This window comes from Nocardioides ultimimeridianus (assembly GCF_054777895.1).
In genome coordinates this window covers 248,041-260,311 of sequence record NZ_BAAHAB010000021.1, presented here as the reverse complement: position 1 = coordinate 260,311, position 12,271 = coordinate 248,041, and the positions used below count along the sequence as shown (strand labels likewise).

General features: G+C 73.5%; 12 protein-coding genes. 10 read left to right on the top strand and 2 right to left on the bottom strand.

Annotated features, from left to right (window positions below):
• Positions 1 to 39: 39 nt before the first annotated feature.
• From ACYU8V_RS19235 to ACYU8V_RS19220, 4 genes are all read left to right on the top strand, one after another.
• A complete protein-coding gene (locus ACYU8V_RS19235; RefSeq protein ID WP_460849637.1) occupies positions 40 to 969 on the top strand; it encodes a MetQ/NlpA family ABC transporter substrate-binding protein in 930 nt (309 codons plus the stop codon).
• A 36-nt stretch (positions 970 to 1,005) separates the two neighbouring features.
• The gene (locus ACYU8V_RS19230; protein ID WP_460849635.1) at positions 1,006 to 2,241 is read left to right on the top strand and encodes an acyl-CoA dehydrogenase family protein; all 1,236 of its coding nucleotides are present in this window, start codon (positions 1,006 to 1,008) and stop codon (positions 2,239 to 2,241) included.
• Positions 2,242 to 2,263: 22 nt separating this feature from the next.
• Positions 2,264 to 3,493 carry an acyl-CoA dehydrogenase family protein gene (locus ACYU8V_RS19225; RefSeq protein WP_460849632.1) on the top strand — a complete coding sequence of 410 codons (1,230 nt, stop codon included), beginning with the start codon at positions 2,264 to 2,266 and terminating at the stop codon, positions 3,491 to 3,493.
• A gap of 113 nt (positions 3,494 to 3,606) precedes the next feature.
• The gene (locus ACYU8V_RS19220) at positions 3,607 to 4,932 is read left to right on the top strand and encodes a protoporphyrinogen/coproporphyrinogen oxidase (protein ID WP_460849631.1); all 1,326 of its coding nucleotides are present in this window, start codon (positions 3,607 to 3,609) and stop codon (positions 4,930 to 4,932) included.
• Between the two features lie 28 nt (positions 4,933 to 4,960).
• On the opposite strand, the gene ACYU8V_RS19215 is transcribed toward ACYU8V_RS19220, so the two are convergent.
• Positions 4,961 to 5,476, bottom strand: a complete 516-nt coding sequence (locus tag ACYU8V_RS19215; RefSeq protein WP_460849630.1) for a cyclic nucleotide-binding domain-containing protein — start codon at positions 5,474 to 5,476, stop codon at positions 4,961 to 4,963.
• A 116-nt stretch (positions 5,477 to 5,592) separates the two neighbouring features.
• Between ACYU8V_RS19215 and ACYU8V_RS19210 the strand changes: the two genes are divergently transcribed.
• The 6 genes from ACYU8V_RS19210 (at position 5,593) to ACYU8V_RS19185 (ending at position 10,942) form a co-directional block, all read left to right on the top strand.
• Positions 5,593 to 8,352: an AAA family ATPase gene (locus tag ACYU8V_RS19210; protein WP_460849628.1), complete on the top strand. Its 2,760-nt coding sequence runs from the start codon at positions 5,593 to 5,595 to the stop codon at positions 8,350 to 8,352.
• A gap of 41 nt (positions 8,353 to 8,393) precedes the next feature.
• A complete protein-coding gene (hemQ, locus tag ACYU8V_RS19205; RefSeq protein WP_460849626.1) occupies positions 8,394 to 9,119 on the top strand; it encodes a hydrogen peroxide-dependent heme synthase in 726 nt (241 codons plus the stop codon).
• A 64-nt stretch (positions 9,120 to 9,183) separates the two neighbouring features.
• Positions 9,184 to 9,636 (top strand): cysteine dioxygenase, encoded by a 453-nt coding sequence (locus ACYU8V_RS19200; RefSeq protein ID WP_460849625.1) that lies wholly within the window; start codon positions 9,184 to 9,186, stop codon positions 9,634 to 9,636.
• Entirely contained in the window at positions 9,633 to 10,070 is a 438-nt protein-coding gene (locus ACYU8V_RS19195; RefSeq protein ID WP_460849624.1) for a rhodanese-like domain-containing protein, read from the top strand. The genes ACYU8V_RS19200 and ACYU8V_RS19195 overlap by 4 nt, the downstream gene beginning before the upstream one ends.
• A 21-nt stretch (positions 10,071 to 10,091) precedes the next feature.
• Positions 10,092 to 10,493, top strand: coding sequence for a peptide-methionine (R)-S-oxide reductase MsrB (gene msrB, locus ACYU8V_RS19190; protein WP_460849622.1), 402 nt, complete (start codon positions 10,092 to 10,094; stop codon positions 10,491 to 10,493).
• A 14-nt stretch (positions 10,494 to 10,507) separates the two neighbouring features.
• On the top strand, positions 10,508 to 10,942 hold the full coding sequence (locus ACYU8V_RS19185; RefSeq protein ID WP_460849621.1) for a rhodanese-like domain-containing protein: 435 nt from the start codon (positions 10,508 to 10,510) through the stop codon (positions 10,940 to 10,942).
• A 200-nt stretch (positions 10,943 to 11,142) separates the two neighbouring features.
• Here ACYU8V_RS19185 and ACYU8V_RS19180 read toward each other — a convergent pair whose 3' ends face one another.
• Positions 11,143 to 12,222, bottom strand: a complete 1,080-nt coding sequence (locus tag ACYU8V_RS19180) for a DNA polymerase domain-containing protein (protein ID WP_460849620.1) — start codon at positions 12,220 to 12,222, stop codon at positions 11,143 to 11,145.
• Positions 12,223 to 12,271: the final 49 nt, after the last annotated feature.

Below are 12,271 nucleotides of genomic sequence, written 5' to 3'. Positions count from 1 at the left end.
CCCTGACCCGGCACGCCCGGCTTGATGAAAGGCACCACCATGTCCAGCACCCAACAGCGGCCGCACGCGGACGGCGACACCACCGAGATCGACCTCGGCGGTCGGGGCCGCAAGTGGCTCGTGCCCACCGCCCTCGCCGTCGTCCTCCTGGTCCTGGCGGGCGTCCTCGTCGCCAGGTTCAGCGGCGGCGGCGACAGCAAGACGGTCGCCGGCAGCCACTTCGGCACCGACTTCAAGATCTCCTACCAGGCCTCGAGCGCGAGCGAGGGCGCCTTCCTGGCCTACCTGAACAAGGAGATCGCGCCGAAGTACGGCGTCACCATCACCGGCGAGCCCATCGAGGACGGCAACCAGCTCGACCAGGCGACCGCCGACGGCCAGTACATCGCCAACATCTACCAGCACAAGCACTGGCTGCAGCAGGTCACCGACTCCACGGGCATGAAGCTGACCGCCCTGGGCCCGGTCTTCCAGTGGTCGTACTCGGTCTACTCCTCGAAGTACAAGACGATGGACGAGATCCCCGACGGCTCCACCATCGCGCTGCTCAACGACCCCGCGAACACCGCGCAGGCGCTGTGGATCCTCGAGCGCGGCGGCTACCTGACCTTCAAGCCCGGCGTCGACCCGTGGGCCGCGACCGACCAGGACATCGCGAGCAACCCGCACGGCTGGAAGTTCACCTACATGGAGTACGGCGCCGGTCCGCGCACGCTCGACTCCGTCGCCGCGGTCGTCGACTACAACATGTCCTTCGTCGACGCCGGTACGCCGGACTCCGACCGCATCTACAGCCCGCCGGCGCCGCGCGAGTTCGCCGGCCAGCTCGTGGTCGGCACCGACTACGTCGACGACCCGCAGGTCGCGACCCTCAAGAAGATCTTCTTCGACCCGGCCGTGCAGAAGTACCTGGCCGACAACGACGACCCCGACCTGTTGGGTCAGCTCGCCCCCGTCTCCCCGAGCTGACCCGGCTCGTCCCTCCCACACCGAGGAGCACCTCCCATGACCATCACCAGTCCCACCGCGACCACCGCGACCGCCGCGCCCATCCGCCCCGGAACCCCCGAGTGGACGGCCCTGCTCGCCCGCATCGCCGAGGGGGCCGCCGACCGCGAGCGCCACCGGGTCGCGCCGCACGAGATCATCGGCTGGCTCAAGCAGGCCGGCGTCGGGCGGCTGCGGCTGCCCGTGGCGGACGGCGGAGCCGGGCTCACCATCCCCGAGCTGTTCGCCGCGCTCGTCGACCTCGCCGAGGCCGACTCCAGCGTGCCGCACATCCTGCGCACCCACTTCTGGTTCGTCGAGCAGCACCTGCAGGCGGGTTCCGACCCGGCGTACCGCCGTCGGCTGCTGGACCTCGCCGGCACCGACAAGCTCGTCGGCAACGGCTTCAGCGAGCAGAGCAGGAAGCCCGTCGGCCTCTACTTCGACACCGCCTTCACCCCCGACCCGGCGGGCGGCTACCGGCTCAACGGCACGAAGTTCTACTCGACCGGCTCGATCTACTCCGACCACACCCAGATCTGGGCGGCCGCACCCGACGGGCGGATCGCCGGCGCGGTGATCCCGGTGGACCGCCAGGGCGTCACGATCCTCGACGACTGGGACGGCTTCGGCCAGCGGCTGACCGGCACCGGCACCACCCAGCTCGACGACGTCAAGGTCGAGGAGTCGGAGTTCTTCGACCTCGGCGAGCCCGACGGCGAGCCGGTCCCCGGCTACCAGGGCGCGTTCCTGCAGCTGTTCCTCCAGGCCGTGACGGCCGGCATCCTGCGCAGCGTCCGCAACGACGCGGTCGCGCTGGTCAAGCGCCGGCAGCGCAACTACAGCCACGCGGGTGCCCCGCAGGCGCCGACCGACGACCGCCAGGTCCTCCAGGTCGTGGGCGAGATCGCGGCGTCGGTGTTCGCCGCCGAGGCGATCGTGCTCCGGGCCGCCGAGGCGCTGCAGGTCGCGGCGGACTCGGTCGTCGACGGCGTACCGGGCAAGGAGGAGGCGGAGGCCGCGCAGCTGGCCGCCGCCGAGGCCAAGGTCGCGATCGACCGCTTCTCCTACGCCACCGCAGCCCAGCTCTTCGACGTCGGCGGCACCTCGGCCACCCAGTCGGTGCACAACCTCGACCGGCACTGGCGCAACGTCCGCACCATCTCCACCCACAACCCGACGTTCCTCAAGGCCTCGGCCGTGGGGGACCACCACGTCAACGGCACCGCCTTCCCGGCGAACGCCTACTTCTGATCACCCGAAAGCGAGCACACGCATGTCGATCGCAACGACCCCACGTTTCACCACCGTCCCGACCACCGCCGAAGGCTGGATCGAGCGCGCCCGCGAGGTCGGCACCCAGCTGGCCGTGGACGCGGTCGAGCGGGACCGCGCCAACCAGACGCCGTACGCCGAGGTCCAGCTGCTCAAGGACAGCGGACTCGTCACCCTGCTCGGTCCGGTCGAGCACGGCGGCGCCGGCCAGGACTGGACGACCGCCCTGCGCGTCATCCGCGCCGTCTCGGCGGGCGACGGCTCGATCGGGCAGCTGCTGGGGTACCACTACCTGTGGGCCTGGGCCGCGCGCCTGGTCGGCACGCCCGAGCAGATCGCTGCCGTGGAGCAGGCCGCGACCACGGACACCTGGTTCTTCGGCGGTGCCGTGAACCCGCGCGACGCCGACCTGACGATCCGTGAGGAGGGCGAGGAGCTCGTGTTCACCGGTCGCAAGTCGTTCTCGACCGGTGGCCGGGTCTCGGACGTGACCGTGCTCGAGGGCGTGCTGGAGGGGACCGACAAGCACATCTTCGCGATCGTTCCGACCGACCAGCCGGCCATCCGGTTCCTCGGGGACTGGGACAGCCTCGGCCAGCGGCTCACCGAGAGCGGCGGGGTCTCCATCGAGGGCGTGCGAGTGCCCTGGGCGGCGGCCGCGGGCTACGTCGAGCGCGACGGGGAGCACGTCTTCGAGCCGCGGGTCTACAACACCCTCAACGTGCCGCTCATCCAGCTCATCTTCGCGAACCTCTACGTGGGCATCGCCGAGGGTGCGCTCGCCACCGCGGCGACGTACACCCGCGACGTCACGCGTGCCTGGCCGTACGCGGGCGACGTGAAGCAGCGGGCCGCGGAGGAGTTCTACGTGCAGGAGGTGTACGGCGACCTGCGCTCGAAGCTGTGGGCCGCCGAGGCCCTGGCGGAGCGGGCCGCGGTGCTCATCGAGGAGATCAACGGCCACGCCGACACGGTCACGGAGACCGAGCGGGGCGAGGCGGCCGTGGTGATCGCTGCGGCCAAGCAGGTCGCGATCGACGCCGCCCTCGAGATCGGCACCAAGGTGTACGACGTCACCGGGGCCCGGGCGACCGCGAGCTCGGTCGGGCTCGACATCTACTGGCGCAACGTCCGCACGCACAGCCTGCACGACCCCGTCGCGCACAAGCGGGCCGAGGTCGGCAGGTACGCGCTGCTCGGGGAACTGCCCGAGCCCACCTGGTACACCTGAGCGGCCGTGGGTCCCGGGAGCGGACCGACGGGTGCGGGGGTGACGGGGGTCCGCGCGCGCTGAGGACCTACGCCCCTTGCGCCCCGAGCGGTCCGCTCTGGGACGCTGGCGGTGTGCAGGTGGTGGTGATCGGCGGAGGAATCGCTGGACTGGCGGCGGCGTACGAGCTGACCCGGGCCGGCCGCGACGTCATCGTGCTGGAGGCGACCGACAGCCTCGGCGGCAAGCTGCGCCGGGGCGAGGTCGCGGGGGTCACCGTCGACGTCGGGGCCGAGGCGATGATCAACCGCCGCCCCGAGGCGGTCGGCCTGGCGCGCGGCCTCGGCCTCGACCTCGTCCACCCGACCGGCGCGACCAGCCGGATCTGGACCCGCGACGCCCTCCGCCCGCTGCCGCGCACCCTGATGGGCGCGCCGGTCGACCTGGACGGGCTCGCGGCGTCCGGCATCCTCTCGGATGAGGGTCTGGCCCGCGCGCGCAACCAGACCCCGCAACCGATCGAGGGCGACGCGTCCGTCGGCGACCTGGTCGCGGCCCGCTTCGGTGACGAGGTCGCCGACCGCCTCGTCGAGCCGCTGCTCGGTGGCGTCTACGCGGGACGCGCCCGGGACATCTCGATCCGGGCCGCCGCGCCCCAGCTGATCGCGCCGCTCGCCGCGGCCACCTTCGAGGCGCCGGCCGGCCCGGCGACCGCGGAGTCGCCCGTCTTCGCGAGCATCCCGGGCGGGATGTGGCAGCTGCCCGAGGCGCTGGCCGGCGCGATCCGGGCCGCGGGTGGCGAGATCCGGACGGGAGCCACGGTGACCGGGCTGCGGCGTACGGCCGACGGGTTCGCGATCGCCCTCCCCGACGAGGAGGTCACCGCCGACCAGGTCGTGGTCGCCCTGCCCGCCCCGCCCGCAGCGCGGCTGCTCGCACCCGTCGCCCCGGCCGCCGCGGAGCTCGCCGCGATCGACTACGCCTCGAGCGCCGTGGTGACCTTCGCGTTCCGCGCCACCGACGCCGCGGACGCCCTCGACGTCGGCGCGTCCGGCTTCCTGGTGCCCACGGTCGACCACCGCCGGATCAAGGCGGCGACGTACTCCTTCGCCAAGTGGTCATGGGTCCGGCAGGCCGGGGAGGGGCTGTTGATCATGCGCACCTCGCTCGGACGGTTCGGCGAGGAGGAGACCCTGCAGGTGCCCGACGAGGAGCTCGTCGCCGCCAGCCTCGCCGACCTGCACGACGCGACCGGCCTGACCGCGACGCCGGTCGACGCCGTCGTCCAGCGATGGGGCGGCGGCCTCCCGCAGTACGCCGTCGGCCACCTCGACCGGGTCGCCCGCATCCGCGCGGCCGTGGCCGAGGTGCCGGGCCTGGCGATCTGCGGGGCGGCGTACGACGGCGTCGGGATCGCGCCGACGGTGGCGTCGGCGCGCAAGGCCGTCGCGACCCTCTGAGACCGGGCGCCCTCACAGGCGCCCGGGCTCAGAAGGCCTGGCCGAGGACGTCCTCGATCGGGCTGAGGGCCCGGGACCGGTCCGTGACGGCGGTACGCCGGTCCGCGACGTCGAGGATCGCGCGCAGGTCCTCGGCGGGGACGGCCACGCCGCGGACGCGGTCGGCCGTGACCACGCTCGTCGGCGCCGCGCGGTCGACCAGGGCGTGCAGCGCGACGAAGTCGCCGGTCGCGGCACCACCCACCTCGACGCCGTCGCGGCGGAAGGTGACCGACCCCTGGGTGAGCAGGTAGCAGTGGGTCGATCGGCTCGACTGGGCGATCATCGTCCATCGCGCCGGATACGCGAACCACACGCAGTGCTGGGCCAGCCGCCTCAGCTCGCGCTCACCGAAGCCGGCGAGGCGCGGGCAGTCCTGCAGGGCTGCGACGAACGCGCGCTCGTCCGCGCGGCTGAGCTTCCTCGGCTTGCCGCTGGGGAGCTTCAGCCCGGCCAGCCGCCAGTCACGGGGTGCCAATCGGTAGTCGTCCTGGTGCTCTCGCATCGACCTTCTCCTTGTTCTCCTGCCTCGGTCTCCCCTGTATGCGAGTCTTGGACGAAACCCCCGGGCTCGGGACAGGGGAGCACCCTGGTGTTAGGACCGGCCGAAGGACATGGGGGATGGACGAGGCCCTGATCGTCGAGCGCGACGTCGAGCGCTCGGCCCTGAGCGCGGCGCTCCACGCCGCGGTGCACGGCGACGGCGCGATGGTGGTGGTCGAGGGCCAGGCGGGCATCGGCAAGTCGACCCTGCTCGAGGTGGTGGCCGCCGAGGCGGCGCGGCTGGGCATCGCCCGACTTCGGGGCGCGGGCGGGCCGGTGGCGGGCGCGGTCCCGTTCGCGGTCGCCCGCGACATCCTCGTCCCGGCACTGCGCCCGGGCTCGGGTTGGGACCGCGCGGCGGTCCTCGCCGATGCGGCGGGCCTCGCCGCGCCCGCGCTCCAGGCGACCGGCCTGACCGGGTTGACCGGTGAGGACGTCGGACACCTCCAGGCCCGCGCCTCGGCGGTCCACGGGCTCTGCTGGCTGGCCCTCAACCTGGCGTCCCGCCCGCTGTTGATCACCATCGACGACCTGCACCAGAGCGACCCGGAGACCCTGGACTGGCTCGGCTACCTGCTGGGCCGGCTCGACGGGACGCGCCTCCTCGTCGTCGGGGCCACCCGCCCGTGCGAGCCCGGTACGCCGGCCGACCGGCTGCTCGCCCGGTTGCCGGCCGGCCGGCGGCTGACCCCGCCGCCGCTCAGCGCGGCCGCCGTGCAGGCGCTCGGCGCCGCCCGTGCCGTGTCGCTCAGCACCGCCGAGGCGGAGGAGATCGTCGCGGCGACGGGCGGCAAGCCGTTCCTGGTCGAGGCGATGCTGGCCGGGTCGACGACCGACCCGTTGCGCGACGTCGTACGACGCATCGCCGAGGCCGCTCCGCACGCGCTGGACGTGGCGCGGGCGTCGGCGGTCCTCGGCGAGGGTGCCTCCGCGCGCCACGTGGCCGGGCTGACCGGGCTGTCCCGGGAGGTCGTCGGTCATGCCGTCGCCGGTCTGTCGGCCGCCCACCTGATGAGCGGTCCGGACCCCGTGCGGCTGGCGCACCCGCTGCTCGAGGAGGCGGTGCTGCGGGTGGCGACCGACGAGCAGCGCGGCGGCGCCCACCGCCGGGCGGCCGAGCTGCTCGCGGCGGACGGCGCCCCCGTGGACCGGATCGCGGCGCACCTGGTCCTGGCGCCGCCGAGCGACGATCCCCGGCACGCGGGGTGGTTGAGCGACGCGGCCGACGACGCCGCAGCGGCGGGTGCGCCCACGACGGCCGCGGCGTACCTCCGGCGGCTCCTCGACGAGGACCTCGACCCGCCCGCCCGCGCGCACGCACTGCACCGGCTCGGACTCGCCGAGGTCGAGACCATGGCGCCGCGGGCCGCCGAGCACCTGGCCGCGGCGGCGAGCCTGACGGTCGGCGACGATCGCCACGCCACGGTCCGGCACGACCTCGCGATGGCACTGATCCTCGCCGGTGATCTCCCCGGGGCACGCGACGTACTCATGGAGCAGCGGGGTGGGGAGGGCGTGGCGCTGGACGCGCTTGCCGACGCCCTGGGCATCAGCCTGATGAACTTCGCCGACGACGCGGCCCTGCGCGACCTGGAGGAGCGGGTACGCCGGGAGCGGACGTACGACGGGTCGCCCGGCGACCGCCGTGCCGCGGCGGCCCTCGCCTTCGCCGGCGTCCGGGTCGGTGCGCCGGCCACCGAGTGTCTCGCCGAGGCGCGCTACGCGTTCGACCAGCCGCCCGGCGCGCTGGCCCGGGCGGCGTTCGCGCCGGCGTACGTCGTCGGCCATCTCGCGCTGAAGAGCTCCGGCGCGGCGAGCGAGGCGCGCGCCCTCGCCGAGCGCAGCCGCGACTGGGCGGCGGCGCGCGGTGCGCACGCGCTGTTCCACGTCAGCGCCTTCCGGGCGGCCGATGCGGCGTTCGGTCAGGGCGACCTGCTCGCCGTCCAGGGACTGGCCGACGACATGTTCCGGGCCGCCGCGGACGGCCTCATGCCGCTGCTGCTGCTCGGCGTGGCGCTGCCGTTGTGCGTCCGCACCCAGGTCGAGCACGGAGACGCGACGCTGGCCCGGGACATGCTCACCCAGTTCGGGATGTGGGACGCGCCGCTGGACGAGCACGCCTTCACCGAGCCGCTCCTCGCGCGGGGCCTGGCGCGGCTGGCGCTGGGCGACGCGTCGGGCGCACTCGCCGATCTCACGGCGTGCGGGCGCCGTCAGATCGAGACCGGCCATCACAACGGGGCCACCCTCTCGTGGCGGCTGGGCGCTGCCGAGGCGCTGCTGCGCCTGGGCCGGGCGGCGGAGGCCGCTGCGGTGATCGCCGACGAGGTGACGGTCGCCGAGCGGTTCGGCGCTCCGCACGCGCTCGGCACCGCACTGGTGGCGCGCGCCCGCGTCGAGCCGGACCGGGAGGCCGAGCAGACCCTGGCCGAGGCGGTCACCCTGCTGGCCGAGAGTGGCGCGCGGCTCGCCGAGGCCAAGGCGCTGGTCGCGTACGGGGCCCACCTGCGCCGCACGCAGCGCCGCCGCGAGGCGCGCGATCAGCTGCGGAGGGCGCGCGAGATCGCGGCGGCCTGCGGCGCTCCGCCCGTCGTCCGCGCGGCCGAGGAGGAGCTCGCGGCAGCCGGCGCACGTCTCGTCGAGCGACCCGTCACCGGCGTCGGCGCGCTGACCCCGTCCGAGCGCCGCGTCGCCGATCTCGCCGCATCGGTGATGACCAACTCGCAGATCGCGCAGGCGCTGTTCGTCTCGCTCAAGACCGTGGAGATGCACCTCGGCAACGCCTACGCCAAGCTCGGCGTCCGCGGCCGGCACGAGCTCGCGGAGGCGCTGGGCTGACCGGTGGTCCCGGGGCTTCCGGGGGTCGTCACAATGGAGCCATGACCGACCCGCAGGCCCACATCCAGAGCAACGCCGCCAAGATCAACGAGCTCAACGACACCGTCCGCTTCACGATGTGGTCGGTCTTCAGGCTCGAGCGGACGCTCGGGCCGAACGAGGTCGAGCGCAAGGCCGAGGCCGCCGAGGTCGAGACCCTCATCGAGGAGCTCGCCGTCGAGGACGTCGTCGTGCGCGGTGTGTACGACGTCGCCGGGCTGCGTGCCGACGCGGACCTGATGGTCTGGTGGCACGCCGCGGACTCCGACCAGCTGCAGAGCGCGTACCACCGCCTGCGACGGACCGCCTTCGGCGCCCGGCTCGCCCCGGTGTGGTCGCAGATGGCGCTGCACCGCCCCGCGGAGTTCAACCGCAGCCACCTGCCGGCGTTCCTGGCCGACGAGCGCGTGCACGACTACGTGGCGGTCTACCCGTTCGTGCGCTCCTATGAGTGGTACCTCCTCGAGGACGCCGAGCGTCGCCGCCTGCTCGCCGAGCACGGCCAGATGGCCCGCGGCTACCCCGACGTCCGCGCCAACACGGTGCCGAGCTTCGCGTTGGGCGACTACGAGTGGATCCTCGCCTTCGAGGCCGACGACCTGACCCGGATCGTCGACCTGATGCGGCACCTGCGCGGCTCGGAGACCCGCCGGCACGTGCGCGAGGAGGTGCCGTTCTACACCGGTCGACGGGTCGACGTCGCGGAACTGCTGGAGCGGCTGCCGTAGCCGACTTCCACTCGCGGGCGAGGGAAAGTTTTTAAAGTCTAGCGAGTTAGTGCATTATTGGAGCATGTCCATCGACACCGCCCCTCTCCCGCTGCTCGAGGCGGTCCGCGCGCAGGCCGCAGACCCGGACCTGCTCGACCTCCTCGACCCCGCCCCGGGGGACCGCACCTGGATCCGGCTGCTCGCCACCCCCGAGCACGAGCTGTGGCTGATCGCCTGGCCGCCGGGAGCCTCCACGGACTGGCACGACCACGGCACGTCCGCCGGTGCCTTCACGGTCCTCCGGGGCACGCTCACCGAGCACACCTTCCCCGGCTGCCTGCACATCCAGGACGTCGGTGTCGGTGACGGGCGCGCCTTCGGTCCGGGCTACGCGCACGACGTGCGCAACGAGACCGACGAGCCCGCGCTGTCGCTGCACGCCTACGGCCCGCGGCTCTCGACCATGACCCGGTTCCGCTTCCGCGGCGACCGGCTCGAGGTGCTCGGCATCGAGCAGGCGGGGGAGGACTGGTGAGCGCGCTCGCCGTCGAGCCCCGGCGCCTGGCGCGGTACGACGGCATCGACGCCATGCTCGCCGCCGCCCGCACCGGCCTGGACCGGCTCTCGCCGCGGGCCGCCTTCCAGGAGGTCATCACCGACGGGGCGGTGATCGTCGACATCCGCCCGGCCGCCCAGCGCGCGGCCAAGGGCGAGGTCGCGCCGTGGCTGGAGCCGCGGATCATCGAGCGCAACGTGCTCGAGTGGCGCTTCGACCCGCGCTCGGACGCACGGCTCCCCGAGGCGGCGTACGACCTCCGGGTGATCGTGCTGTGCCAGGAGGGCTACACGTCCTCGCTGGCCGCGCACGCGCTGCGCGAGATCGGGGTGCTGCGGGCGACCGACGTGGTGGGCGGCTTCGCCGCGTGGCAGCACGCGGGCATGCCGATCCTCGGCCCCGCTCCGGTGTGACCCGCTGAGTAGGCTGGGGACATGGCCTACAACGTGGAGAAGTCGGATGCGGAGTGGCGCGAGGAGCTCTCCCCGGAGGAGTACGCCGTCCTCCGCAAGGCCGGCACCGAGCGCGCCTTCACCGGCGAGTACACCGACACCGAGACGACCGGCGTCTACCGCTGCAAGGCGTGCCAGGCGAAGCTCTTCGAGTCGGACACCAAGTTCCACTCCGGCTGTGGCTGGCCGAGCTTCTACCAGCCGATCAGCGACACCATCGAGTACATCGACGACACCAGCCATGGCATGAAGCGGGTCGAGGTCCGCTGCGCCAACTGCGGCTCGCACCTGGGCCACGTCTTCCCCGACGGCTACGGCACCCCGACCGGCGACCGCTACTGCATCAACTCGATCAGCCTCACGCTCGAGCCCAAGGACGCCTGAGTGAGCGGTCGCCGATGACCGCGCCGCTGTCGTCCCGTTACGACGGCATCGACGCCCTCCTGGCCGAGGTGCGCGCGAACCTGGACCGAGTCTCCCCGTCGGCCGCGTTCGAGGAGGCGTCCTCCGGCGTGGCGGTGATCGTCGACACCCGTCCGGCCGCCCAGCGCGCGGTCGAGGGCGAGATCGCGCCCTGGCTGCCCGTGGTCCACATCGAACGCAACGTCCTGGAGTGGCGGCTGGACCCGCGCTCCGATGCGCGGCTCGACATCGCGTCGTACGACGCGCGGGTACTCGTCCTGTGTCAGGAGGGCTACTCGTCGTCCCTGGCCGCCGACACCCTCCGACGCCTCGGCCTGCAGCGCGCCACCGATGTCGAGGGCGGCTTCGAGGCCTGGCGGGCCCAGGGCCTGCCGACTCTCGCCGCTGAGGACGCCCGCACTCAAGACTGACCTGGGGCCGCCCCGAGCCGGATGCGTAATCGGCGGGGCGGCCCCGTGCGGCGGCCAGGAGGAGGGGGGTCCTCAGGACACTCCGCCCGCTCGAGCGCCAGGGGTGTGCATCACCTCGACCGGGAGCAGCGTCCTGAACGGCGCCGCGGCGCTCGGTACCCGGTCGGTGGCCGCGCATGCACACGCCCGAGAACTTTTCTTCAGGACGGGATCCGGTTCCCGTCCGCGTCCCAGTGCCCGGCCACCTTCTTCGACGGCTGCACACGCGGCGGCTCGCCCGGCATCTTGGGATAGTCCGGAGGGAAGTTGAGCTCGACGGGGTGGGCCTCCCACAGGTCGAGCAGCGGCCGGAGGGAGTACGCCGTCGCGTCCATGTCGCTCCACGCGTTCCCGTCCGCGAGGCGGTCGGGGACGGTGAGCAGGTTGAGCTCGCGGGGGTCCTTCAGGTCGGCCAGCTCGGCCCAGGTGAGCGGCGTGGACACCGGCGCCCCCGGGCGGGGGCGCAGCGACCAGGCCGACGCGATGGTGCGGTCGCGGTTGTTCTGGTTGAAGTCCACGAAGATCCGCTCGCCGCGCTCCTCCTTCCACCAGGCGGTGGTGACGCCGGGATCGCGTCGCTCCAGCTCGCGGCCGAAGCCGATGGCGGCGTGCCGCACGTCCTCGAAGGTGTGGTCCGGGCGGATCCGGACGTAGATGTGCACGCCGCGGTTGCCGCTGGTCTTGGCGTAGCCGCGCAGCCCGAGCTCCTCGAGCAGCTCGCGGGCCACGCCCGCCACCCGCACCGCGTCGCCGAACCCGGTGCCGGGCTGGGGGTCGAGGTCGATGCGCAGCTCGTCGGGATGGTCGGTGTCGGGGCGGCGTACCGGCCAGGGGTGGAAGGTGAGCGTGCCCATCTGGGCCGCCCACACCAGCGCCGCGGCCTCGGTCGGGCACAGCTCGTCGGCCGTGCGCCCGCTGGGGAAGGTGACCTCCACGGTCTGCACCCACTCGGGAGCACCGCGGGGGAGCCGCTTCTGGTAGAAGCCCTCGCCCTCCTTGTCCATCGGGCCGGTGGCGAGCCGCCAGCCCTCGCGGTAGCCGTCGGGCCACCGCTCCATCGCGGTGGGCCGCTCGCCGAGGGCGAGCATCAACGCGTCGCCGACGCCCGCGAAGTACTCGCACACCTGCAGCTTGGTGATCTCGGGGGTCCGGTCGGTGGCCTCGTAGATCACCCGGTCCGGGCTGGAGACCCGGACCTCGCGCTCACCCACCACGACCATCGCGGCCGCGCTCTTCGCCATGACCTCACCGTAGCGACCCGGGCCGACACGCAACGGTGCCCTCGCCGCA